Raw genomic sequence first — 24,608 nt, 5'->3', positions numbered from 1 at the left:
CGTGGCCTCCTAAGTGATTCCCTCTGGCAGGATGGTCTTGATGAAGGTTCCGGGTAACAGGATGCCGGGCCTCCGCGGACGGAAGGTCAACGACCTTCCCGGTGTCACGGGTGTGGCGCGAATCGACCGGCGGACGAAGAGGCTCACCAAGCGCCTCAAGCCGGGCGAGATCGCGATCATTGACCACGTCGACGTGGACCGGGTCAGCGCGGAGGCACTGGTGTCATGCGAGGCCGCGGGCGTGGTCAACGTCGCCGCGGGCATCAGCGGTCGCTACCCCAACCTCGGCCCGCAGATCATCATCGAGGCCGGTGTCCCGTTCATCGACAACGCCAGCCAGGAGCTGTTCGAGCGGATCAAGGACGGCGACACCGTCCGACTGCACGAGGGGGCCGTCTACGTCGGCGACGAGGTCGTCGGCAAGGGCGAGGCGCAGACTCCCGAAGCCGTCGAGGCCGCCATGGCCGAGGCCCGGGCCGGCCTGGCCGTGCAGATCGAGGCCTTCGCCGTCAACACGATGGAGTACGTCCGCGGTGAGGGCAAGCTGCTCATCGACGGGGTGGGAGTGCCGCCGATCCGCACGCCCATCGAGGGCAGGCACGCCCTCATCGTGGTGCGCGGCTATCACTACAAGGAAGACATCGCCACCCTGCGCCCCTACCTGAGGGAATACCGGCCGGTGCTCATCGGCGTCGACGGCGGCGCCGACGCGCTCCTGGAGGCCGGCTACCTGCCCGACGTGATCGTGGGCGACTTCGACTCTGTCTCCACCAAGGCGCTCACCTGCGGCGCCGAGCTCATCGTGCATGCTTACCGGGACGGCCGGGCGCCCGGCCTGGAGCGAGTCCACCAGCTCGGCCGCGACGCCGTGATCTTCCCGTCGACCGGCACCAGCGAGGACATCGCGATGCTGCTGGCCGACGACAAGGGCGCCGAGCTGATCGTGGCCGTCGGCACCCACGGCACGCTGGAGGAGTTCCTCGACAAGGGCCGCTCCGGCATGGCCAGCACCTTCCTGACCCGGCTGCGCGTCGGCAGCAAGCTCGTCGACGCCAAGGGCGTGAGCATGCTCTACCGCAGCCGCATCTCCACCCCGCAACTGCTGTTGCTGGCGATCACCGCGCTGATCACGATGGGTGTCGCGCTCGCGCTGTCGCCGCTCGGCCAGACCTGGCTGAACGGCCTGCAAGATATCTGGAACTCCTTCATCTTCTGGTTGGTCGGGCTCTTCTCGTGATCGATTTCCGCTATCACCTCGTCTCCATCGTCGCCATCTTCCTGGCGCTGGCCGTGGGCATCGTTCTCGGCACCACGCTGCTGGAGAATCCCGCGATCAGGTCGGCCGAGGAGTTGACGCGCCAGCTCACCGCCGACAAGCAGGAGCAGCGCGGGCAGATCGACGAGCTGCTGAGACGCAACCAGGCCACCGACTCGTTCGTGACCACCCTCACCCCGAAGCTCGTCGAGGGTGAGCTCGCCGGCGAGCAGGTGCTGCTGGTGGAGGCGCCGGGCGTCAACGCCAGCATGCGCGAGGCCGAGCAGGAGATGCTCACCACGGCCGGCGCCGTGATCACCGGCCGCCTGTCGCTGGCCGACAGATACTTCGACCCCAAGAGCGCGGGCGTGCTCGACGGCCTGGTCAACCAGCTCAAACCCGCCGAGATGACGTTCGCTACGACGGCCACCACGCATGACAAGGCCGCCACCCTGATCGCCGCCACCGTCATGACCACCGACCAGGCCCAGGTGGGCGTCGCCGACCAGACGGCCGAGGCCGTGCTCACCGGCCTGGAGACGGGTGGGTTCCTCGACCTCGACGGCGACCCTGGCAAGCGGGCCACCCTCGCGGTGATGCTCGCGCCGGAGACCCCCTTCGAAGGCGACGGCGCACCGGCCCAGGCCGCGGCCTTCACCACGCTCGCCGGCGGGCTGGACGCCGGCGGCAAGGGCGTGGTGATCGCCGGGCCGCCCACCTCCGCCGCCGCCGGCGGCGTGATCACCTCGTTGCGCGAGGACGCCGAGCTCGCCAAGCGGGTCTCCAGCGTCGACCGGGTCGATCTGCCTGAGGGCCGGGTCGTGACCGTCTATGCTCTGCGGGAGCAAGTGAGCGGGGGCGCCGGACAATACGGCACCGGCCAGGGGGTCAGCGCGTTCCAGCCCGTGGAGCCGACCCCGACCCCGTCATCCACCGAGTCAGGGAGCTGACATGGCCCGTGGCCTGCTCTACGCCCTCGCCGGCGCCGCGCTCGGCGCCGCCGCGGCCCGCGCCGCCTACACCGCCTTCACCGCCTTCACCCGGGACAGGGACACGGGCAGTCGCTGGGCCCGCAAGAACCACCGGGGCGAGCCCATCACGCTGCTGGAAGGCCCCGCGTTCGTGGCCGGGGCCGGCGCGGCCGCCGCGATGGCGCCCGGTCTGCCGCCCCGGGTGCGGATGGCCGCCCTGCTCGCGGGCGCGGGCAGTGGAGCGCTGGGCGCCTACGACGACCTGTACGGGACGACCTCGTCCAAGGGCTTCAAGGGGCACCTGACGGCGCTCGCGCGCGGCGAGGTCACCAGCGGTGCCGTCAAGATCCTCGGGATCGGCGCGACCGGCCTCGCCGCCGCCGCCCTGGTCTCCCGCGGCCCGGTCGACACGATGGTCAACGGTGCCGCCATCGCCGGGGCCGCCAACCTGGCCAACCTGTTCGACCTGCGCCCCGGCCGGGCCATCAAGGTCGGGCTGCTCACCGGCGGGCCCCTGCTCGTGGCCGCCGTCGTCCGTGACGCGCCGATGACGGCGGCGCTGGCCGCGGTGCCGCTGGGCGCCGCCGCCGCGCTGCTGCCCGAGGACCTCGGCGAGCAGGCGATGCTCGGCGACGCCGGCGCCAACGCCCTGGGCGCCCTGCTCGGCCTCGCCGCCGTGACCCAGCTCGGCCGCCCCGGCAGGCTGGTCCTGCTCGGCACCGTGGCGGCGCTCACCGCCGCCTCGGAGAAGATCAGTTTTACCAAGGTCATCGCGGGCAACCCGGTGCTCAACCGGCTGGACATGCTGGGGCGCCGCCCCGTCGACCCCGTGTGAGGACCGTGCCCACCGTGATCGGGCGAATGTCAGGAGGAGTGTGACGTCCCGGCTCGCGCGCGGCGTGGCGGGAGGCGCGCTGCTCATCGGGGCGATCACCGTCCTGGCCCGCATCACGGGCTTCGCCAAGCAGTACGCCCTCGCCCAGACCGTCGGCACCAACTGCCTGTCCTCGGCCTACTTCACGGCCAACCAGATCCCCAACATCGTCTTCGAGGTCGTCATCGGCGGGGCGCTGGCCGGGATGGTGGTGCCGGTCCTGGCCGGCTCGGCGGCCGGAGTCACCGAGCCCGGGTCCGGCCGCGACCGGGTGGGGCGGATCACCTCGGCCCTGCTGACCTGGGTGCTCGTGGTGCTCGTCCCGGTGGCCGTGCTCACCGCGCTGCTGGCGGGGCCGATCGTCGGCCTGTTCAGCGTGGACGGGTGCGAGGCGTCGGCGGTGGACGCCGTCGCGACCCGGATGCTGGTCGTCTTCGCGCCGCAGATCCCCCTGTACGGCGTGGCCGTCGTGCTCTACGGCCTGCTCCAGTCGCACAACAGGTTCGCCGGGCCCGCCGTCGCGCCGCTCGTGTCCAGCATCGTGGTCATCGTCGGCTACCTGCTGTTCGTGCCGCTCAGCGACGGCACGGTGGACCCCGGCCAGGTCCCGAGGGCCGCCGAGCTCGCGCTGTCCGTCGGGACCAGCCTCGGCGTGCTGGCGCTCGTCCTCACCGTCGTCGGCCCCACCGCCCGGCTGGGGCTGCGATGGCGGCCCACGCTGCGCTTCCCCGAAGGGGTGGCCGGGCAGGTGCGCAGGCTCGCCCTGGCCGGGATCGCCGCGCTCCTGGCCCAGCAGGCTGCCATGGTGGTCGTGCTGGCCTTGTCCAACAAGGTGATCGGGGAGGGCGCGCTCGCGGCCTACAACTACGCGTGGGCCATCTACCTGGTGCCGTACGCGGTGCTGGCCGTACCGATCGCCACCAGTGCGTTCCCCCGGCTGAGCGCGCAGGCGGAGGGCGGCGAGACGGAGGCGTTCTCGGCGCTCGCGGCGAGCACCACGCGCGCGGTCGTGCTGGTGTCGGGGGTGGCGGCCGGGATGCTCGCCGCCGCGTCCGAGCCGGGGTCGGTGGTGTTCCTGGACAGCAGCCGGACCACCGTGTCGCCGGTCGAGCTGGCCCGGACGGTCGCGCTGTTCGCGCCGGGGTTGATCGGATACGGGCTCATCGCTCACCTGAGCCGGGTGCTGTACGCCCTCGGGCGGGGCCGGGCCGCCGCCGCCGGGACGGTGCTGGGGTGGGGGGTGGTGATGGTGGCGCAGACCGGGTTCGCGCTGGCGTTTCCCACCGGGTGGCAGATCGCGGGGATGGCGCTGGGGATGACCGCCGGGATGACCGTGGGCGGGGGAGTGCTGCTGTTCTTCGTGGTGCGGGCGCGGGGCAGGGCCGCGATGGCCGGGCTGGGCCGGGCGGCGGCCGCCGCCGTCGTGGGGGGCGCGGCCGGGTTCGGGGCGGGGGCCGCCGTGGCGAGCGCGTTCGGGGCGACGGGGACGTGGGCGAACGTGGGGGCGACGCTGCTGGCCGCTGTTCTGGCGCTGGCCGTGGGAGGCGGCGTCGTGATTCTCATGGACCGGGGCGACGCCAGGATGGTGGCCGACGCGCTCGGTAAGCGCGGGGGTTGATGAGACTGGGCGGAGGTCCGTGCGGGCGGAGGCCCGTGTGCTGGGTGGAGGCCCGTCAGTCCGGGCGGAGGCCTATGCGCTGGGTGGAGGCCTGTCAGTCCAGGAGAGGCCCGTGTGCTGGGCGGAAGCCGGTCAGGCCTGGTGGAGGTCTTTGTGGCTAGGGGAAGTCCGTCCATCTGGGAAGAGCTTGGTGGGGCTGGGCCGGGGGTGCGCGGCTCAGCGGGGCTTGTGAGGTGAGGGCGGGGTGGTGACGGTTGGTCGAGAGGGAGGAGTGGCTGTGCGGGTGGCTTTCGTGCTGGGCACCACGTCAGGAGGTACCGGGCGGCATGTGCTGATGCTGGCCGGTGGCCTGGCGCGGCTCGGGCATCGCGTGCTGGTGGTGGGGCCGCGCAGCGTGGAGGAGCGGTTCGGGTTCGGCGCGGTGGGAGCCCGGTTCGCGGAGGTGCGCGTCTCCGAGCGGCCGGATCCGGTCAACGACCTGCGGACGGTTCTGGCGATCAGACGTCTGACCAGGGGGGCCGACGTGGTGCACGCCCACGGGCTGCGCGCCGGGGCGCTGGCCGGGCTGGCATGGCGGGGCGGGGCAGGGATGCTGGTTCGCCGGGATAGGCCGAGGGTGCCGGTGCACCGGGGTGGGCCGGGGCTGCCGGATCGGCAGGGTGGCCCGGGGCTGGTTGTCACCCTGCACAACGCGCTCACCGCCGGGGGCGCCGTCGGGGCGGTTTACGGGGTGCTGGAGCGGATCGTGGCGCGGCTGGCCGATCAGGTTCTGGTCGTCTCGCCCGATCTGGGAGAGCGGATGCGTGCGCTCGGCGCCCGAGATGTGCGCCCGGCGGTGGTGCCCGCGCCGGTACCGCGCGCCGCCCGGCGCTCCCCCGCCGAGGTGCGGGCGGAGCTGGGGGCGGGGGAGCGGCCCATCGTGCTCACGATCGCCAGGCTCGCCCAGCAGAAAGGGCTCGAAAGCCTCTTGGACGCCGCCGCGGGCCCGTGGCCGGGTGGGCGGGAGCCGCTCTTCGTGATCGCTGGGGAAGGGCCGTTGCGCCCCGCGTTGCAGCGCAGGATCGACGACGAGCGGCTGCCCGTGCTCCTGCCGGGCAACCGGGACGACGTGCCCGACCTGCTCGCCGCCGCCACCGTGGCCGTCTGGGCCAGCAGGTGGGAGGGGCAGCCGCTGAGCCTCAGTGAGACCCTCATGGCCGGGCGGCCGGTCGTCGCCACGGCCGTCGGCGGGGTCCCCGAGCTCGTCGGCGACGCCGGGGTGCTGGTGCCCTACGGGGACGTGCACGCGCTGCGGAGTGCCGTACACGAGGTGATCGCGGATCCGGCGGCGGCGGCGCGGTGGGCGGCGGCGGCGGCGCGGCGCGGCGCGGAGTTGCCGGGGGAGGACGATGCCGTCAGGAGCGTCCTGGATGTCTATGAGCGGTCAGATCGTAGCCCTGATTAGGTGCGGCATACGCGTTCTCGTATACTGCGTGCGTTAAGGGAGGGGAGTATCCCTTCGCGGCAGCCTCGTCATCACGGTGTAGTCCCACTCCACGGGGCCCCCGGGGCTGCCGGTCCGCGTGTCAGGCGGGCGGGAGAGACCTCCGGCAATCCGTCGTGTATGCCGGAGGTAAAGCAACGTGAGCGAACCTTGGTGGGCTTGGGCTGTCGTCATCGGCGGGCTTCTGCTCGTGTTGGCGATCGACCTGTGGATTGTTGATCGCGGTGAAGCCCGCGAGTTCTCGATGCGGCAGGCCGGTTACTGGGTCTCCTTCTACATCGCGCTGGCCGCGATCTTCGGCGTAATCCTCTGGATGACAGCGGGACCGGTGAAAGCCGGCGAGTTCTTCGCCGGATATATCACCGAATACAGCCTCAGCGTCGACAACCTGTTCGTCTTCTTCATCATCATGAGCCGGTTCGCCGTGCCCAAGGCCTATCAGCACAAGGTGCTGCTCGTCGGCATCCTGCTCGCCCTGGTCATGCGCGGCATCTTCATCGCGGTCGGCGCGGTCGCGCTTGAGCGGTTCAGCTGGCTGTTCTACGTTTTCGGCGCCTTCCTGGTCTACACGGCGGTCAACATCATCCGCCAGCACCTCAAGGGCGAAGAGGAACAGGTCAACGAGAACCTGTTGCTCCGCTGGGCGCGCAAGACCTTCCCCACCACGGAGACCTACGTCGGCTCCAAGGTCACCGTCAAGATCGACGGCAGGCGCATGGTCACCCCCATGCTGATCGTCATGATCGCCATCGGCAGCACCGACCTGCTGTTCGCGCTCGACTCGATTCCGGCGATCTTCGGGCTCACCACGGACCCGTTCATCGTCTTCACCGCCAATGCGTTCGCCCTGATGGGACTGCGTCAGCTGTACTTCCTCCTGGGCGGGCTACTGCAGCGACTCGTGTACATCAGCTATGGTTTGGCGTTCATCCTGGGGTTCATCGGGGTTAAGCTGGTATTGGAAGCTCTGCACGCCAGTGGGGTTTCCTGGGCACCGCAGATCCCCATCTGGGTGTCGCTCACGGTCATCGGCGTCACCATGGTGGTCACAACCGTGGCGAGCCTGGTCAAGTCCCGCATTGACGCGCGTAAGAGCGAGCAAACCCCATCGGAGCAGGTCTAGCGGAATGGCTTTCGGGGCGCTTTGCTTGTGTAGTTGCGTCGTGTCATAGTTGCGTGTTCTGTAACATCACGGCAAAGCGCCTCAGTCCTAGTCACCACCGAAGGTTGTACGTGTCAGTCGATTCTGCTAAGCCGGGCCGTGTAAGGCTCGCACGCGGGGTCTCCCCGTGGCTCCTCCCGACGGTGGCCACGGCGGCCGCCACCGCGCTTCTGACGCGACGGGATCGCCGGTGGGCGCTCGCGGCAGTGCCGCTGGGCGCGTTGACCGGTGCGATGCTCTGGTTCTTCCGCGACCCCGACCGCAGCGCGGGCGATGGCCGGATCCTGGCACCCGCCGACGGCGTCGTGCAGAGCGTCGATCCATGGCCGGATGGCCGCACCCGGGTCGCGATCTTCATGAGCCCGCTGAACGTTCACGTCAACCGTGCACCCCTTGCGGGAAATGTCGCATCCGTGCAGCATGTGCCAGGTGGGTTCCTGCCGGCTTTCAACAAGGACAGCGACCAGAACGAGCGCGTGGTGTGGCATTTCGAGACCGCACTCGGTGACATCGAGATGGTGCAGATCGCGGGCGCGGTGGCGCGCAGGATCGTGCCGTACGTGAGCGCCGGAGCGAAGGTCGCGCGCGCCGAGAGGATCGGGCTCATCCGGTTCGGATCGAGGGTCGACATCTACCTTCCCGAAGGGATCTCCCCCGCGGTCTCCGTGGGCGAGAAGACGGTTGCGGGGGTGACCAGAATTGACCACGGCTGACGCCGGTGGCTGGCAGGCCGAAGAGGAAGAGCCTCGCGGTCCTGTCGGAAAGGCGTTCCGCCTGTCCGCCGCAGACTCCTTGTCCTTGGGCAACGCGCTGTGTGGATTCCTCGCCGTATGCGTGCTGGCCGCCTCGGCGATCGAGGCCCTCAAGACGGACGGCAACTTCAAGCCCGCTCCCAGCTACTTCGCCACGGCGGTGGTGCTCCTGCTCATCGGCGCCACCTGTGACCTGTTCGACGGCCTGGTCGCGCGGCGCTTCCGCGCCTCCGCCATGGGCGCCGAGCTCGACAACCTCGCCGACGTCATCAGCTTCGGGTTCGCGCCCGCGTTCATGATCGTGATCTGGGGTGGGTTCACCGACGACCTGCCCTTCGCGGCGGTGGTGGGCGCCGCCGCGGCCCTGCTCGTCGCCGGGGTCGTACGCCTGGCGCGGTTCGCCTGCGTCAAGACCAAGAGCGGCGACTTCATGGGCCTGCCCATCCCGATGGGCGCGATGACCGTGATCTCGATCGTGCTGCTGTTCGAGCCGAGCATCTGGTCGCTGCTGGCCGTGCTGGGCGTGGCCTGGCTGATGGTCAGCCGCATCGAATACCCCAAGCCGAAGGGGCAGCTCGCGGCCGTCGTCCTCGCCTGGATCATGGTGAACGTCGCGTTCCTCACCTTCTGGGTCGCCTGGCCCGAAGGCGGCGACATGCCCATCAAGATCGGTGCGACCATGCAGATCGCGCTGGTCGCCGCCATTCCGCTGCGCGTGCTGTTCTACAAGCGCGAACTCCGCCGGGAGGCGGAGCGCATCGGCTCCTGACCACTGCGGATTTCGATCGGATGGCATCGCGAGGGGCAGGATTTTCGCGGTGCCATCCGCTTTGATGGAGACATGCCGGCCACGCCCCGTGAGCACACCCGAACGTACTTCCTCGGCAAGCTGGCCGTGGAGCTGGAGCGGCACGGGCTGACCACGACCCTGCGCGCCGACCCGCCCGCGCTGCGGATCAGCCATCCCGACACGGCGCTGCTCGCCGAGACCGTGGACTGTGTGCCCCTGCCGGACGGATGGTTCTACCGGTGGTCGTGGGGCGATCTGGTGGGGGTGGCCGACGATCCCGCGCTGGCCGCCACCCGGATCGTGCACGTACTCGGCCGCCGCTGATTCGTACCCGCTGGTGGCGGTAGGGCTTCCATGGGGGCGCCCGCTGATCCGTACCTGCCCGTCGCGGGAGGGCTTGCAGGGGAGCGGCCGCTGACCCGGAGGTGGCGGGTCCCCGCGACGGCGCGCGCGGGCGCCGTCGCGGGGGTTCGCGGCGAGCGTGATCTGGTACGGCTGCCCGGGCGCGGCGTGTCGGTCGTTACCAGCCCCGGGCCTTCCACTCCGGCAGGGAGGGGCGCTCGGCGCCCAGGGTGGTGTCCTTGCCGTGGCCCGGGTAGACCCAGGTCCGGTCCGGGAGGCGGTCGAACAGGCGCTCGGCCACGTCCGTGTAGAGCTGCTGGAAGCGCTCGGGATCCTTCTGGGTGTTGCCCACGCCGCCCGGGAAGAGCGAGTCACCGGTGAACAGGTGCTGCTCGTCGTCGCCGCCGTCGTAGAGCAGGGCGACCGAGCCCGGGGTGTGGCCGCGCAGGTGGATGGCCTCGATGGTGACGACGCCGACGGTGACGCGGTCGCCGTGCTCGATCGTGCGGTCCACCGGGATCGGCAGCCCGGGGGCGTCCAGCGGGTGGGCCAGCACCTGAGCGCCCGTCACCGAGGCCACCTGCTCCAGCGCCTGCCAGTGGTCGCCGTGCTGGTGGGTGGTGATGATGGCGCTGATCGGCTGGTCGGCCACCAGGGCGAGCAGGCGGTCGGCCTCGGCCGCCGCGTCGATGAGCACCCCGTCGCCCGTCTCGGTGCAGCGCAGCAGATAGGCGTTGTTGTCGTACGGGCCGACCGCGAGCTTGTAGATCTTCAGGCCGGGCAGCTCTCGCACGTCGGCGGGGCCGCCGACCTGAACGTCGCCTGTGTAGGTCATGGGTAGTCCTTCGGTGGCGTCGCGGGAAGGTCAGCGGGAGCGGTCATCGTCAGCCACGGCGGTGCCGGCGGAAGGTCCGAGCCTGCCGCGCCGGGTTGCCACGATCGCCCCACGGGCACCACCTTAACGCCCTCGCCCGCTGATCTTCCGGTGAGCCAGGCCAGGATGTCCGTCGGTGCGCCCTCCACCGCGGGGCCCTGGCCGAGGTCCGGCCAGGGCGGGAGCGAGGAACCGGTGAAGCGCACCGCGCCGACCGTGCTGTGCTCGTGCCCCCACATCCGGTGGCAGTCGTGCAGCTCCCTGCGGACGAACGCGGCGGGCCAGTCCGACGGGTGGTGGCCGGCGCCGAGGTCGACGTGATGCATGCCCAGCTCACGCAGCCTCCTGACCAGGATGTACCAGGCGGGATGCGGGGGCGGGCGCAGGCCGCCCACCGGAGCCTGCCACGCCTGGTCCGGCAGGTCGCGGATCGCGGCGTCCAGGCGGGCGACGCTGTCTTTGATGTCGGCGACGAGCTCGGCGGCCGGGAGAGCGGCGCGGGACTCGATCTGCCGCTCGCGAACGGCCATGCTCGGGTACTGCGGGGTCACGATTCCCGTCCTGGCCCAGGTGAGCAGGTTGAGGTGGCTGTCGGCGTTCCTGGCGACATGGACGAGCACGTGGCCTCTGGACCAGCCGGGCAGGCGGGACGGCGCGAGGACGTCCGCGTCGGACAGGGAGGCGGCGGTGGCGAGCAACCGGTCGTTGGCGGCGGCCATCTCGGCCAGTAGTCTCTGAAGGACGGTCATGATCTGATATTTCATCATCTGAGGTCAGCCGGGGCCCGACCGGTCAAGTCGCCGGTGATGGGCATAAACGGGCAGGTCGCGGGGTTGATTCAGGAAGGCCTCCTGTCGGGGTGGGAGTAGGCCGTAACCTGAGAGAGACGGATTTCCGCCCGGCCGTGTGCGGCCCCGCCGAAATTGTCGGACCCCCCGTCTACCATCCCCCGTGGACCTATCCGCCTTTCGACATCCGGGATCACCGTGGCAGACCGCCTGATCGTGCGTGGTGCACGAGAGCACAACCTCAAGGACGTCTCGCTGGACCTGCCGCGAGACGCTCTGATCGTTTTTACCGGCCTGTCCGGCTCTGGCAAGTCGAGCCTGGCCTTCGACACGATCTTCGCCGAGGGCCAGCGCCGTTACGTCGAATCGCTGTCGGCCTACGCACGCCAGTTCCTCGGCCAGATGGACAAGCCCGACGTCGACTTCATCGAGGGCCTGTCGCCGGCGGTGTCGATCGACCAGAAGGCGACGAGCAAGAATCCGCGCTCCACCGTCGGCACGATCACCGAGGTCTACGACTACCTGCGGCTGCTGTGGGCCCGCATCGGCAAGCCGCACTGCCCGGTCTGTGCCCGTCCCATCGCCAGGCAGATGCCGCAGCAGATCGTCGACCGGGTGATGGACCTGGAGGAGGGCACCCGGTTCCAGGTGCTGGCCCCGGTCGTCAGAGGCCGCAAGGGCGAGTACGGCGAGCTATTCCGTGAGCTGCAGACCAAGGGTTTCGCCCGCGCCAGGGTCGACGGCACCGTGGTCCGGCTGGAGGAGCCGCCGACCCTCAAGAAGTACGAGAAGCACGACATCGAGGTCATCGTCGACCGCCTGTCGGTCAAGGAGTCGTCGCGGCGCAGGCTGACCGACTCCGTCGAGACCGCGCTGCAGCTGTCCGGCGGCACGATCACGCTGGAGTTCGTCGACCTGCCCGAGGGCGACCCCGGACGCGAGCGCTTCTACTCCGAGCACCTCTACTGCCCGTACGACGATCTGTCGTTCGAGGAGCTGGAGCCGCGCTCGTTCTCCTTCAACTCGCCGTTCGGCGCCTGCCCTGAGTGCACCGGCCTCGGCACGAAGATGGAGGTGGACCCGGACCTGGTCGTGCCCGACCCCGAGCGCGAGCTCGGCGAGGGCGCGTTGCACCCCTGGTCGGGCGGCCACACCAGCGAATACTTCGTCCGGCTTGTCGAGGCGCTCGGCCACACCATGGGTTTCACCCTCGCGACGCCGTGGGAGAAGCTGCCCAAGAAGGCGCAGAAGTCGCTGCTGTTCGGCCACGACGAGCAGGTGCACGTCCGTTACAGCAACCGCTACGGTCGCCAGCGCTCCTACTACACCACCTTCGAGGGCGTCATCCCGTGGGTGCAGCGCCGGCACGCCGAGGCGGAGAGCGACGCGACCCGCGAGCGGTTCGAAGGCTACATGCGCGAGATCCCCTGCCCGGCCTGCAAGGGGGCCAGGCTCAAGCCGGTCACGCTGGCCGTCACGGTCGACGGCAGGTCGATCGCCGACGTGTCCGGCATGTCGATCGGTGAGTGCGCGAAGTTCCTGGCCGAGCTCCAGCTGTCCGAGCGCGACATGCACATCGCCGAGCGGGTGGTCAAGGAGATCAACGCCCGGATGGGCTTCCTGCTCGACGTCGGCCTGGACTACCTCACCATGGACCGCGCCGCCGCCACCCTGGCCGGTGGCGAGGCGCAGCGCATCCGGCTGGCGACGCAGATCGGCTCCGGCCTGGTCGGCGTCCTCTACGTGCTCGACGAGCCCTCCATCGGCCTGCACCAGCGCGACAACATGCGGCTGCTCGACACGCTCATCAGGCTGCGCGACATGGGCAACACGCTGATCGTGGTCGAGCACGACGAGGACACCATCGCCGCCGCCGACTGGGTGGTCGACATCGGCCCCGGGGCCGGCGAGCACGGTGGTCAGGTGGTCGTCTCCGGCACGGTGCAGGAGCTGCTGGCCAGCGAGGAGTCCATGACCGGCCAATACCTGTCCGGTCGCAGGAGCATTCCGATCCCCGCCAAGCGCCGTAAGCGTGACAAGAAGCGCCAGATCACCGTCAAGGGTGCGCGCGAGCACAACCTCCAGGGCGTCGACATCGACTTCCCGCTCGGCGTGTTCACCGCGGTCACCGGCGTGTCGGGCTCCGGCAAGTCCACGCTGGTCAACGACATCCTCTACAGCGCGCTGGCCAAGGAGCTCAACGGCGCCCGCACGGTGCCCGGCCGGCACGCGCGCATCAACGGCATGGACCAGGTCGACAAGGTCGTGCACGTCGACCAGTCGCCCATCGGCCGCACTCCGAGGTCCAACCCGGCCACCTACACCGGCGTGTTCGACCATGTGCGCAAGCTGTTCGCCGCCACCGCCGAGGCCAAGGTGCGCGGCTACCAGCCCGGCAGATTCAGCTTCAACGTCAAGGGCGGCCGCTGCGAGGCGTGCTCCGGCGACGGCACCATCAAGATCGAGATGAACTTCCTGCCGGACGTCTACGTCCCCTGTGAGGTCTGCCACGGCGCCCGCTACAACCGGGAGACGCTGGAGGTCCACTACAAGGGCAAGACGATCGCCGAGATCCTCGACATGCCGATCGAGGAGGGGCTCGCCTTCTTCGAGGCGATCCCGGCGATCAAGCGCCACCTGCAGACGCTCAACGACGTCGGCCTGGGTTACGTACGGCTCGGCCAGCCGGCCACCACGCTGTCCGGCGGCGAGGCGCAGCGCGTCAAGCTCGCCTCCGAGCTGCAGCGCCGGCAGACCGGGCGGACCATCTACGTGCTCGACGAGCCCACCACGGGCCTGCACTTCGAGGACATCCGCAGGCTGCTCGGGGTGCTCGGGCGGCTGGTCGACGGCGGCAACACGGTCATCGTCATCGAGCACAACCTCGACGTCATCAAGACGGCCGACTGGGTCATCGACATGGGACCCGAAGGCGGCTCACGCGGTGGCACCCTGGTCGCGGCCGGCACGCCGGAGGAGGTGGCCCTGGTGGACGAGAGCCACACGGGACGCTTCCTCCGCAAGATCCTTTCCGTCTAGACCCCTGCAGACCTGAGACCTGTACGCCTCGCGTACGGGCGAGATCGCCTGGGCGGGTGCGTCTCGGTCCGTGCGTATGGGCGAAGGGCGTGGCGTTGCGCGCCCGGGAGGAACGTGCTTGAAGGTGTGTGGCACCTGGTTCCGGCACCCGCCGGTGGGGGCGAGGGGTGTCGGTTCTAGGGTGAAGGGATGGTAACGGCCTGACCTGCAGGGGGTCAGCGGAGACGCGGAGGGGTCAGCGGCGATGACGGTTACTGAGGGGGGCTTCGCCATGCCCGCGGTCGGGCGGCGCGAGGCGCTCGGGGCGGCCGGGATCGCGGCCTGCGGGCTGGCGCTCGCCGGGTGCGGCACCGGGGACGCCGCGGCCGAGCCCGTGGTCAAGGGGATCAAGGGGCAGGTCATCGCGAAGACCGCCGACGTGCCCGTCGGGGGCGGCACGGTGGTGCGCAAGTGGAAGATCGTGGTCACGCAGCCGTCCGAGGGCGTCTACAAGGCGTACAGCTCGGCCTGCCCGCATCGCGGGTGCGCGGTCGGCGCGCCGAAGGACAACGTGATGAGGTGCCCGTGCCACGGAAGCGAGTTCGCCGCCGACACCGGCGAGGCGATGACGGGGCCCGCGACCAGGGCGCTGATCGCCTACCAGGTCAAGGTCGAGGGTGACGGCATCGTGGTGGTCTGAGCGGCGGACGTCTCCCCGCGACGGGAAGCCGGGCTTTCGGTAAATCTACGTAGTGCGCGGGATTAAGACACGGCACGCTGAACCGGGGTCAGGGCGGGAGCCGTACCTGAAGTGAGACCCACTACCTGGGAGGACGCACCATGACCGAATCGACGCGCCGCGCGGTGGTTTTCGGAGCCGGAGGCGCCGGGCTGGCCGCCGTTCTGACAGCTTGTGCCAGTTATGGATCGCCCACCACGGTGGTGGCGGATCCGGCTGAGGAGCCCGTCGGCGACGAGGAGTCGTCGGCCGCACCGAAGAAGAAGGCCAAGGCGCCGAAGGCGCTGGCCGACACCAGTGACATCCCCACCGGTGGCGGCAAGATATTCGAGAGTCAGAAGCTGGTGATCACCCAGCCGAAGGAAGGCCAGTTCAAGGCCTTCAGCGCGACCTGCACCCATGCGGGCTGCACGGTGGCCAGCATCTCCAACGGTGTGATCAACTGTCCCTGCCACGGCAGCCAGTTCAAGATCGAGGACGGCTCGGTGGCCAAGGGGCCGGCCAGCGACCCGCTGGAGGAGAAGCAGATCGACGTGGCGGACGGCAAGATCAGACTCGCCTAAGCCGATATTCATCATTTTCTCACGTGCGTGCGGTTTGCTGTGACGCATGGGAGATGACCTCAAGAGTCGTAGAACGGTGTTCGCAGGCGTCGGCGCGGGTGGCTTGGCGCTGGCGTTGACCGCCTGTGGGGCGGGTGGCGACACCACGGCCGCCGCACCCACGCAGAGTGCGCCGGCGGCCGACGCGCCGGCCGCGGCGGGTGGAGGGCTGGCCAGCACCGCCGACATCCCCGTCGGCGGTGGCAAGATCTTCGCGGACCAGAAGATCGTGGTCACCCAGCCGACGGAGGGTGATTTCAAGGCTTTCAGCGCGACCTGCACGCACAAGGGCTGCGCGGTGACCGCCGTCGAGAACGGCGTCATCGACTGCGCGTGCCACGGCAGCAAGTTCAAGATCGAGGACGGTTCGGTGTCGCAGGGGCCCGCCACCGAGCCGCTGGCCGCGCAGGAGATCAAGGTGGAGGGCGACCAGATCACCCTCGCCTGACCCGGACGGTTCCGCTCCGCCCGCCGTACCTGGCCGAAGGTATGGCGGGCCACCTTGTCGGTGGGGGCCATTAGGCTGGAATCGTGGCGAGATCAGCGGGCAGCCCCTTGAGTTTCCGGCCCAGTCCAGGCTCCATCCCCGATTCCCCCGGGGTCTACCGGTTCAAGGACGCCCACAGCCGGGTGATCTACGTCGGCAAGGCCAAGAGCCTGCGGCAGCGGCTCAACTCCTACTTCGCCGACTTCTCCGCCCTGCACCCGCGCACCCAGTCCATGCTGACCACCGCCGCGGCCGTCGACTGGACGGTGGTCGGCACCGAGGTGGAGGCGCTGCAGCTCGAATACTCCTGGATCAAGGAGTTCGACCCGCGCTTCAACGTGAAATACCGCGACGACAAGTCCTACCCCTACCTCGCGGTCACCATGGGCGAGGACTTCCCGCGCGTGCAGGTGCTGCGCGGCGCCAAGCGCAAGGGCACCCGCTACTTCGGCCCCTACTCCCACGCCTGGGCCATCCGCGAGACCGTCGACCTGCTGCTGCGCGTCTTCCCGGTGCGCACCTGCAGCGCGGGGGTGTTCAAGCGGGCCGGGCAGATCGGCCGGCCGTGCCTGCTGGGCTACATCGACAAGTGCTCGGCGCCGTGCGTCGGCAGGGTCAGCCCGGAGGAGCACCGCGACCTGGCCGAGGACTTCTGCGACTTCATGGGCGGTAACACCACCCGCTTCATCAAGCGCCTTGAGAAGGACATGCGCGAGGCCGCCTCCGAGCAGGAGTACGAACGCGCCGCCCGGCTGCGCGACGACATCCAGGCGCTGCAGCGGGCGCTGGAGAAGCAGGCGGTGGTGCTCGGCGAGGCGACCGACGCCGACGTGATCGCCCTCGCCGAGGATCCGCTCGAAGCCGCCGTCCAGGTGTTCTACGTGCGCGGGGGCCGCATCCGCGGCCAGCGCGGCTGGGTGGTCGACAAGGTCGACGAGGTCACGCCCGGCGAGCTGGTCGAGCAGTTCCTGCTGCAGATGTACGGCGAGGCCGGCGCCGAGTCGATGCCCCGCGAGGTCCTGGTGCCGACGCTGCCGCCGGACGCCGAGGCGGTCGTCGAGCTGCTGTCGGAGCAGCGCAAGGCCAGGGTGGACGTGCGCGTGCCGCAGCGCGGCGACAAGAAGTCGCTGATGGAGACCGTCGAGCGCAACGCCAAGGAGTCGCTCGCCCAGCACAAGATCCGCAGGGCCGGCGACCTGACCACGCGCGGCAAGGCGCTGCAGGAGATCGCCGACGCGCTCGACCTGGAGCAGGCGCCGCTGCGCATCGAGTGCTACGACGTCTCCCACCTCCAGGGCGAGAACGTCGTGGCGTCGATGGTGGTCTTCGAGGACGGGCTGGCCCGCAAGGGCGAATATCGCCGCTTCGCCGTCAAGTCCAAGGAAGGCGACGTCGCCTCCATCCACGAGGTCATCATGCGCCGGTTCCGGCGCTATCTGGAGGAGCGCTCCGCCACCGGTGAGCTGGCCGCCGAGGACGACGCCCACGGCCCCATCGACCCGGAGACGGGCAGGCCGCGCAAGTTCGCCTACCCGCCCAACCTGGTCGTGGTCGACGGCGCCGGACCGCAGGCCGCCGCCGCGCAGCGGGCTTTGGACGAGCTCGGCATCGACGACGTCGCCGTGGTCGGCCTGGCCAAGCGGCTGGAGGAGGTGTGGCTGCCGGGCGACGACCAACCGGTGATCATGCCCCGTTCAAGCGAGGGCCTCTACCTGCTGCAACGGGTCAGAGACGAGGCACACAGGTTCGCCATCACCTACCATCGAGCCAAGAGGTCCAAGTCCGTGAAGGAGAGTGCGCTCGACAGCGTGCCCGGCCTCGGACCGGCGCGCCGTCAGGCGCTGCTCAAGCACTTCGGCTCGGTGAAGAAACTGCGCGAGGCCACCGCGGAAGAAATCTGCGAGGTCCCGGGCATCGGCCCGGCCACCGCCGACGTGATCGTGTCGACCCTGAAGGGGGATGGACAGTGAACACCAACGAGCCGGCGTTCGTCATCGTCACCGGCATGTCGGGGGCGGGGCGCAGCACGGCGGCCAAGGCCCTGGAGGACCTCGGCTGGTTCGTCATCGACAACCTGCCGCCGGGGCTGCTGTTCGCCATGGCGGAGGAGGCCGGCAAGGTCAAGCTGGCGGCCGACAAGGTCGCCGCCGTCGTGGACGTGCGCAGCCTGGCCTTCACCACCGACCTCAACGCCGCCATCGAGGAGCTGGAGGGCCGTGGCGTCAAGGTGCGCGTGGTGTTCCTGGAGGCCAGCGACGAGGAGCTGGTGCGTCGCTTCGAGAACGTGCGCCGCCCCCACCCGCTGCAGGGCGAGGGCCGGCTGGTCGACGGCATCGCCCGCGAGCGCGGCATCCTGCGCGAGGTGCGCGCCAACGCCGACCTGGTCATCGACACCTCCGCGCACAACGTGCACGAGCTGCGCGGCAAGATCGTCGCCTACTTCGGCGGCGACAACCGGCCCGGCCTGCGGGTCAACGTGCTGTCCTTCGGGTTCAAGTACGGCCTGCCGGTCGACGCCGACCTCGTGGTCGACTGCCGGTTCCTGCCCAACCCGCACTGGGTGCCCGAGCTGCGGCCGATGAACGGCATGGACCCGGCCGTGCGCGACTACGTCCTCGGCCAGCCCGGCGCCAAGGAGTTCCTCGACGCCTACGAGGAGGTCCTCAAGGTCATCGCCGGTGGCTACGCGCGTGAGGGCAAGAGCTACGCCACCCTCGCGGTCGGCTGCACCGGCGGCAAGCACCGCAGTGTGGCCATGTCCGAGCAGATAGCCGCCCGTCTGCGGGACCGCGGCATGGAGGTCCAGGTGAGTCACCGGGATGTGGGGCGGGAGTGACCGATGAACGCCTCGGCGCGATGGCGAGCGAGTTAAGCCGGGCCTCGTCCAGGGCGCAGCCGCCGCCCGGCGGCCCGAAGGTGGTCGCGCTGGGCGGCGGGCATGGCCTGTACGCCTCGCTGTCGGCGCTGCGCGTGGTGACCGACGCGCTCACCGCGGTGGTGACCGTCGCCGACGACGGCGGATCCAGCGGCAGGCTCAGACGTGAGCTCGGCGTGCTGCCCCCCGGCGACCTGCGGATGGCGCTGGCCGCGCTGTGCGGGGACGACGAGTGGGGCAGCACCTGGAGCGAGGTCGTCCAGCACCGCTTCCGCAGCGAGGGCGACCTGCACGGGCACGCGGTGGGCAACCTGCTCATCGTGGCGCTGTGGGAGCTGCTCGGCGACCCCGTCGCCGGACTCGACTGGGTGGGGCGGCTGCTCGGGGCGCACGGCAGGGTGCTGCCGATGGCGTCGGTGCCGCTCGACATCGTCGCTCAGGTGGAGCTCGACGGGGTGATCTCCACGGTGCGCGGCCAGGTGGCGTGCGCGCAGACCGCCGGCCGGGTGCAGTCGGTCACCCTGGTCCCCGAGGATCCGCCCGCGCGGCCGGAGGCCGTCGAGGCGGTGCTGGAGGCCGACTGGGTCGTGTTCGGGCCCGGCTCGTGGTTCACCAGCGTGCTGCCGCACCTCAAGGTGCCCGAGCTCGCCAGGGCGCTGCACCGGACGCGGGCGCAGCGGCTCGTCACGCTCAACCTCGCCCCGCAGCCGGGCGAGACCGACGACTTCTCCCCGCAGCAGCACCTGGAGGTGCTCAGACAGCACGCTCCGGGGCTGTCGCTGGACGTCGTGCTCGCCGACGCCGGGGTGGTCGACGACCTCGACGCCCTTGACAAGGCCGCTGCCGGGTTCGGCGCGCGGCTGGTCATGGCCGACGTGGCCGCGACCGACGGCTCGCCCCGGCATGACCCACGACGTCTTGCCTCCGTCCTGGACGAGATTTTCCTCCAGAAGCGTTGATCCTGGTCGGCGCGGCGGAAAGGTGCGAGAGACTGCTGTGAGCCGGTCTGAATGGGGGAGGACTAACGCTTATGGCAATGACGGGTGTGGTGAAGGACGAGCTGAGCCGCCTGCCGGTGCTGAAGCCCTGCTGCCGCAAGGCGGAGGTGTCCACGCTGCTGCGATTCGCCAGTGGCCTGCATCTCGTGGGCGGGCGCATCGTGATCGAGGCGGAGCTTGACACCAACGCGACCGCACGACGGTTGATCAAGGACATCGGTGAGGTGTTCGGCCACAAGGCGGAGGTTCTCCTGCTCGCGCCCGCCGGGCTGCGCAAGGGATCACGTTATGTGGTGCGCGTCTACCGCGACGGCGAGGCGCTCGCCCGCCAGACGGGGCTGATCGACAACCACGGGCGGCCGGTGCGGGGCCTGCCGCGCCAGGTCGTGGCGGGCGCGGCCTGTGACGCGGAGGCGGCCTGGCGGGGCGCCTTCCTCGCGCACGGCTCGCTCACCGAGCCCGGGCGGTCCATGTCCCTGGAGGTCACCTGTCCCGGCCCGGAGGCCGCGCTGGCCCTGGTCGGCTCCGCCCGGCGGCTCAAGATCCACGCCAAGGCCCGTGAGGTGCGCGGCGTGGACCGCGTCGTGGTGCGTGACGGCGACGCCATCAGCGCCCTGCTCACCCGGCTCGGCGCGCACGACAGCGTGCTGGCCTGGGAGGAGCGGCGGATGCGCCGCGAGGTCAGGGCCACCGCCAACCGGCTCGCCAACTTCGACGACGCCAACCTGCGCCGCTCGGCCCGTGCCGCGGTCGCAGCCGGTGCCCGGGTGCAGCGGGCGCTGGAGATCCTCGGTGACGAGGCGCCCGACCACCTCGTGGTGGCCGGGCGGCTGCGGGTGGAGCACAAGCAGGCGTCTCTGGAGGAGCTCGGGCAGATCGCCGACCCGCCGCTGACCAAGGACGCCATCGCGGGGCGGATCAGGCGGCTGCTGGCCATGGCCGACAAGCGCGCCTCCGACCTAGGCGTCCCCAACACCGAGGCCGGCCTCACGGTGGACATGCTGTCGTCCTGACCGCTGATCCCTTGGCCCGCTTCCTGTACGGATCGCGGACAGGAAGCGGGCCCTCGCCGCGATCGGGAGGTCAGGCCTCGCCGCGGTCGGGTGGGCTGAAGAGGTTGGGTGGGGCGGTGGCGGGCTTGGCGGCCTGGAGGGGTTCGAACGGGGCTCGGTACTCGGGCTCCGGCTCCTTGCGCGCCGTGGGGCGGGCGGGCACGGACGCGTCCGCGCGGCGCAGGCGGCGGACCCGGCGGGCGACGAGCGTCAGGGGCAGCAGGGCCGACACGGCGACGGACGTCCACAGGGGCCAGGAGAGCTCGACCGGCGCCCGGAAGATCGCGATCGCCCTGGGGAGGGCCTCCATGAAGGTGTCGAGGGTGAGGCCGGGGTAGGACGCCGCCCGGGCGCCCGCGGGGAACGCGGCGGCCGGGAGACTGGCCTCCTGCACCGCCGAGCCGCCGATCAGGCCGAGCGCGGACGCCCCGGCGCCGTACAGGGCGGCGAGCGGGATGAGGGTGCGCGCGCGTGGCCGTACCAGCGTCATGGCCCGTCCGACCAGCAGGCCGGCCACGATCGACAGAGCCACGACGTACGGGATGCCGTGCGCGAAGGTGTAGACGATGCTCGGCAGCAGCGGCGCGAAGAGGATGCCCGCGCCGACTCCCGCCATGCCGAGGAGCATGGCGATCAGTCCGATGATCAGTCCGGGCAGCAGGCCGGACCGCTTGTGTGACATCTCAGCCCCCAGAGAATGCCTAATTTACTCCGACGAGTCGGGCACTTTACTCGAACCTCGCAAATTGTGTCTCCTCAACAGCGATTCACAACGCGGGGGTTGAAGTGGTCTAAACCAATTTGGTTCCGATAGGGTTCGATGGTTGAGGTAAGACTCCGTCATCACGTACGAGGAGATCGGTTCCGTGAGCATCCGCGTAGGCGTCAACGGCTTCGGCCGCATCGGTCGCAACTTCTGGCGCGCGGTCGCCGCCAGTGGCAAGGACATCGAGATCGTCGCGGTCAACGACCTGACCGACAATGCGACGCTGGCCCACCTGCTGAAGTACGACAGCATCCTGGGCCGCCTGCCGTACGAGGTGAAGGCCTCCAGCGACGAGATCACCGTGGACGGCAAGGCCATCAAGGTCTTCGAGGAGCGCGACCCGGGCAAGCTGCCCTGGGGCGACCTCGGGGTCGACGTGGTCGTGGAGTCCACGGGCCTGTTCACTGACGCCAACAAGGCCAGGGCGCACGCCGACAACGGCGCCAAGAAGGTCATCATCTCCGCCCCGGCGAAGAACGAGGACGTCACCGTCGTGATGGGCGTCAACCACGACACCTACGACCCGGCGCGGCACACGATCGTCTCCAACGCCTCCTGCACCACCAACTGCCTGGCCCCGATGGCGAAGGTGATCCACGACACCTTCACCATCGAGAAGGGTCTGATGACCACCATCCACGCCTACACGCAGGACCAGAACCTCCAGGACGGCCCGCACTCCGACCTGCGCCGCGCCCGCGCCGCCGCGCTCAACGTGGTGCCCACCTCCACCGGCGCCGCCAAGGCCATCGGCCTGGTCCTGCCCGAGCTCAAGGGCAAGCTCGACGGCTTCGCGATGCGGGTGCCGATCCCCACCGGCTCGGCCACCGACCTCACCGTCGACCTCGGCCGCGAGGTCACCGCCGAAGAGGTCAACGCCGCGGTCAAGGCCGCCGCCGAGGGGCCGCTCAAGGGCATCATCAGCTACACCGAGGACCCGATCGTCTCCTCCGACATCGTCACCGACCCGGCCTCCTGCATCTTCGACGCCGGCCTCACCAAGGCCATCGGCAACCAGGTGAAGGTCGTCGGCTGGTACGACAACGAGTGGGGCTACTCCAACCGCCTGGTCGACCTCATCGAGCTGGTGGGCAAGGACCTGTGACCGGAGTCCGCCGCACCACGCCGTCCGAGCGGACGGGAGGAGCTTAGTTGCGCAAGCTGGACGATCTCGAGGTGAAGGGCCGGCGCGTGCTCGTGCGCGCCGACCTCAACGTGCCGCTCGACGGCGCGACGATCACCGACGACGGGCGCATCCGGGCGTCCGTGCCCACGATCACCGCGCTGGTCGAGGCCGGGGCGAAGGTCATCGTCTGCGCCCACCTCGGCAGGCCCAAGGGGCAGCCGAAGCCCGAGTTCTCGCTGCGGCCGGTGGCCCGCCGCCTGGGCGAGCTGCTCGGCCAGGAGGTGGCCTTCGCCGGCGACGTGGCGGGGCCGAGCGCGCAGAGCACCGTGGCGAGCCTGCAGGACGGCCAGGTCGCCCTGCTGGAGAACCTGCGCTACGAGCCGGGTGAGGAGTCCAAGGACGACGCCACCCGCCGGGCGTTCGCCGAGAAGCTGGCGGCCCTGGCCGAGCTCTACGTGAGCGACGGCTTCGGCGCCGTGCACCGCAAGCACGCCAGCGTCTACGACGTGCCCGCGCTGCTGCCGCACGCGGCGGGCGGGCTGGTCGTGGCCGAGGTGGAGGTGCTGCGCAAGCTCACCGAGGACACCGAGCGGCCCTACGTGGTCGTGCTCGGCGGCGCCAAGGTCAGCGACAAGCTCGGCGTCATCGCCAACCTGCTCACCAAGGTCGACAGGCTGCTCGTCGGCGGCGGCATGGCCTACACCTTCCTCGCGGCCCAGGGTCACGAGGTGGGCAACTCGCTGCTGCAGGCCGACCAGCTCGACCAGGTGCGCGGCTTCCTCGACGAGGCGGCCAAGCGCGGCGTCGACCTGGTGCTGCCCGTCGACGTGCTGGCCGCCACCGGCTTCGCCGAGGACGCGCCGTACGACGTCGTGGGCGCCACCGAGATCCCGGCCGACCGGGAGGGGCTCGACATCGGGCCGGAGACCCGCGAGCTGTTCGCGGCCAAGCTGGCCGACGCCAGGACCGTCTTCTGGAACGGGCCGATGGGCGTGTTCGAGTTCGAGGCGTTCTCCGGCGGCACCCGGGCGGTGGCCGAGGCGCTGATCGCTTCCGACGCCTTCACCGTGGTGGGCGGCGGTGACTCCGCCGCGGCCGTGCGCAAGCTCGGCCTGGCGGAAGACGGCTTCTCCCACATCTCCACCGGTGGCGGGGCGAGCCTGGAATACCTCGAGGGCAAGACCTTGCCCGGACTCGCCGCCTTGGAGGACTGACGTGAGAAAGCCGCTCATCGCCGGCAACTGGAAGATGAACCTCAACCACCTTGAGGCGATCGCGCTGGTCCAGAAGATGGCCTTCGCGCTCAACGACAAGGATTTCGACAAGGTCGAGGTCGCGGTCCTGCCGCCGTTCACGGACCTGCGCAGCGTGCAGACGCTCATCGACGGCGACAAGCTGCGCATCCTCTACGGCGCCCAGGACCTGTCCGCCCACGACGCCGGCGCCTACACCGGTGAGGTGTCCGGCGCGATGCTGGCCAAGCTGGGCTGCACCTTCGTGCTGGCCGGGCACTCCGAACGGCGTCAATACCACCGTGAGGACGACGACCTGGTCAACGCCAAGGTGCAGGCGGCCCTGCGGCACTCGCTCACCCCCATCCTCTGCGTGGGCGAAGGGCTGGAGGTGCGGCAGGCGGGCGGTCAGATCGCCCACACGCTGGGCCAGCTCGAAGGCGCGCTGCGCAAGGTCTCCGCCGATCAGGCAAAATCGATCGTGGTGGCCTACGAGCCGGTCTGGGCGATCGGCACCGGCGAGGTGGCCACTCCGGAGGACGCCCAGGAGGTCTGCGGCGCTCTGCGGGTGCGACTCGCGGAGCTCTACGACGCCGAAGTGGCCTCGTCGGTCCGTATCCTTTACGGAGGTTCGGTCAAGTCAGGAAACATAGCGGGGATCATGGCGCAAGCGGATGTGGACGGCGCGCTCGTGGGCGGTGCCAGCATCGATGCCGCGGAGCTCGTGCGTATCTGCCGTTTCTCCGAAATGCCTGGCTAACTGAGTCGTTCTGGGGGTGCGATTTGACATCAGGCCGTACCCTC

23 protein-coding genes are annotated in these 24,608 nt (G+C 70.2%); 20 read left to right on the top strand and 3 right to left on the bottom strand.

Annotated elements, in window-relative coordinates:
* Positions 1-40 precede the first annotated feature (40 nt).
* The 9 genes from steA (at position 41) to OHA68_RS38985 (ending at position 9,229) form a co-directional block, all read left to right on the top strand.
* Entirely contained in the window at positions 41-1,237 is a 1,197-nt protein-coding gene (gene steA, locus OHA68_RS39025; RefSeq protein WP_189140352.1) for a putative cytokinetic ring protein SteA, read from the top strand.
* Positions 1,234-2,205, top strand: a complete 972-nt coding sequence (locus OHA68_RS39020; protein WP_327104722.1) for a copper transporter — start codon at positions 1,234-1,236, stop codon at positions 2,203-2,205. Before steA ends, OHA68_RS39020 begins: the two co-directional genes overlap by 4 nt.
* 1 nt (position 2,206) lies before the next feature.
* Entirely contained in the window at positions 2,207-3,061 is an 855-nt protein-coding gene (locus tag OHA68_RS39015; RefSeq protein WP_327104721.1) for a hypothetical protein, read from the top strand.
* A 40-nt stretch (positions 3,062-3,101) separates the two neighbouring features.
* Entirely contained in the window at positions 3,102-4,718 is a 1,617-nt protein-coding gene (gene murJ / locus OHA68_RS39010; RefSeq protein ID WP_327104720.1) for a murein biosynthesis integral membrane protein MurJ, read from the top strand.
* A gap of 277 nt (positions 4,719-4,995) precedes the next feature.
* Positions 4,996-6,162, top strand: a complete 1,167-nt coding sequence (locus tag OHA68_RS39005; RefSeq protein WP_327104719.1) for a glycosyltransferase — start codon at positions 4,996-4,998, stop codon at positions 6,160-6,162.
* A gap of 178 nt (positions 6,163-6,340) precedes the next feature.
* Positions 6,341-7,324, top strand: coding sequence for a TerC family protein (locus tag OHA68_RS39000; RefSeq protein WP_189140357.1), 984 nt, complete (start codon positions 6,341-6,343; stop codon positions 7,322-7,324).
* 110 nt (positions 7,325-7,434) lie between these two features.
* Entirely contained in the window at positions 7,435-8,076 is a 642-nt protein-coding gene (locus OHA68_RS38995) for a phosphatidylserine decarboxylase (protein WP_327104718.1), read from the top strand.
* The gene (gene pssA / locus OHA68_RS38990; protein WP_327104717.1) at positions 8,063-8,884 is read left to right on the top strand and encodes a CDP-diacylglycerol--serine O-phosphatidyltransferase; all 822 of its coding nucleotides are present in this window, start codon (positions 8,063-8,065) and stop codon (positions 8,882-8,884) included. Before OHA68_RS38995 ends, pssA begins: the two co-directional genes overlap by 14 nt.
* A 72-nt stretch (positions 8,885-8,956) precedes the next feature.
* Positions 8,957-9,229 carry a hypothetical protein gene (locus OHA68_RS38985; RefSeq protein ID WP_327104716.1) on the top strand — a complete coding sequence of 91 codons (273 nt, stop codon included), beginning with the start codon at positions 8,957-8,959 and terminating at the stop codon, positions 9,227-9,229.
* 196 nt (positions 9,230-9,425) lie between these two features.
* On the opposite strand, the gene OHA68_RS38980 is transcribed toward OHA68_RS38985, so the two are convergent.
* Both OHA68_RS38980 and OHA68_RS38975 read right to left on the bottom strand, forming a co-directional pair.
* A complete protein-coding gene (locus OHA68_RS38980; RefSeq protein ID WP_327104715.1) occupies positions 9,426-10,082 on the bottom strand; it encodes an MBL fold metallo-hydrolase in 657 nt (218 codons plus the stop codon).
* On the bottom strand, positions 10,079-10,870 hold the full coding sequence (locus tag OHA68_RS38975; RefSeq protein WP_327104714.1) for a maleylpyruvate isomerase family mycothiol-dependent enzyme: 792 nt from the start codon (positions 10,868-10,870) through the stop codon (positions 10,079-10,081). Before OHA68_RS38975 ends, OHA68_RS38980 begins: the two co-directional genes overlap by 4 nt.
* A gap of 237 nt (positions 10,871-11,107) precedes the next feature.
* On the opposite strand from OHA68_RS38975, the gene uvrA reads away from it, so the two are divergent.
* The 8 genes from uvrA to whiA all read left to right on the top strand — a co-directional run bounded on the left by uvrA (position 11,108) and on the right by whiA (position 20,641).
* Positions 11,108-13,948, top strand: coding sequence for an excinuclease ABC subunit UvrA (uvrA, locus tag OHA68_RS38970; protein WP_327104713.1), 2,841 nt, complete (start codon positions 11,108-11,110; stop codon positions 13,946-13,948).
* 244 nt (positions 13,949-14,192) lie between these two features.
* A complete protein-coding gene (locus OHA68_RS38965; protein ID WP_327104712.1) occupies positions 14,193-14,627 on the top strand; it encodes a Rieske (2Fe-2S) protein in 435 nt (144 codons plus the stop codon).
* A gap of 140 nt (positions 14,628-14,767) precedes the next feature.
* Positions 14,768-15,229, top strand: a complete 462-nt coding sequence (locus OHA68_RS38960; protein WP_189140365.1) for a Rieske (2Fe-2S) protein — start codon at positions 14,768-14,770, stop codon at positions 15,227-15,229.
* Positions 15,230-15,275: 46 nt separating this feature from the next.
* Entirely contained in the window at positions 15,276-15,716 is a 441-nt protein-coding gene (locus OHA68_RS38955) for a Rieske (2Fe-2S) protein (RefSeq protein WP_327104711.1), read from the top strand.
* Between the two features lie 107 nt (positions 15,717-15,823).
* Positions 15,824-17,725, top strand: coding sequence for an excinuclease ABC subunit UvrC (gene uvrC / locus OHA68_RS38950; RefSeq protein WP_407674528.1), 1,902 nt, complete (start codon positions 15,824-15,826; stop codon positions 17,723-17,725).
* Positions 17,722-18,591, top strand: coding sequence for an RNase adapter RapZ (gene rapZ / locus OHA68_RS38945; RefSeq protein ID WP_327104709.1), 870 nt, complete (start codon positions 17,722-17,724; stop codon positions 18,589-18,591). The genes uvrC and rapZ overlap by 4 nt, the downstream gene beginning before the upstream one ends.
* Before the next feature lie 20 nt (positions 18,592-18,611).
* A complete protein-coding gene (locus tag OHA68_RS38940) occupies positions 18,612-19,589 on the top strand; it encodes a gluconeogenesis factor YvcK family protein (protein WP_189140718.1) in 978 nt (325 codons plus the stop codon).
* 71 nt (positions 19,590-19,660) lie between these two features.
* Positions 19,661-20,641 (top strand): DNA-binding protein WhiA, encoded by a 981-nt coding sequence (whiA, locus tag OHA68_RS38935; RefSeq protein WP_189140368.1) that lies wholly within the window; start codon positions 19,661-19,663, stop codon positions 20,639-20,641.
* A 70-nt stretch (positions 20,642-20,711) separates the two neighbouring features.
* Here whiA and OHA68_RS38930 read toward each other — a convergent pair whose 3' ends face one another.
* On the bottom strand, positions 20,712-21,362 hold the full coding sequence (locus tag OHA68_RS38930; protein WP_327104708.1) for a hypothetical protein: 651 nt from the start codon (positions 21,360-21,362) through the stop codon (positions 20,712-20,714).
* Positions 21,363-21,546: 184 nt separating this feature from the next.
* Between OHA68_RS38930 and gap the strand changes: the two genes are divergently transcribed.
* Genes gap through tpiA form a run of 3 tightly spaced genes read left to right on the top strand, consistent with a single transcriptional unit; the run spans position 21,547 to position 24,564 of the window.
* Complete coding sequence (gene gap, locus OHA68_RS38925) at positions 21,547-22,551, top strand: type I glyceraldehyde-3-phosphate dehydrogenase (RefSeq protein WP_189140370.1); 1,005 nt, start codon at positions 21,547-21,549, stop codon at positions 22,549-22,551.
* A gap of 47 nt (positions 22,552-22,598) precedes the next feature.
* The gene (locus tag OHA68_RS38920) at positions 22,599-23,786 is read left to right on the top strand and encodes a phosphoglycerate kinase (protein ID WP_327104707.1); all 1,188 of its coding nucleotides are present in this window, start codon (positions 22,599-22,601) and stop codon (positions 23,784-23,786) included.
* A gap of 1 nt (position 23,787) precedes the next feature.
* The gene (gene tpiA, locus OHA68_RS38915; protein WP_225277205.1) at positions 23,788-24,564 is read left to right on the top strand and encodes a triose-phosphate isomerase; all 777 of its coding nucleotides are present in this window, start codon (positions 23,788-23,790) and stop codon (positions 24,562-24,564) included.
* Positions 24,565-24,608 lie beyond the last annotated feature (44 nt).

This window comes from Nonomuraea glycinis (assembly GCF_035920485.1).
Classification (GTDB): Bacteria; Actinomycetota; Actinomycetes; order Streptosporangiales; family Streptosporangiaceae; genus Nonomuraea; species Nonomuraea glycinis.
Note: the sequence above shows the minus strand (reverse complement) of the source record. Positions and strands in the feature narration are given on the sequence as shown.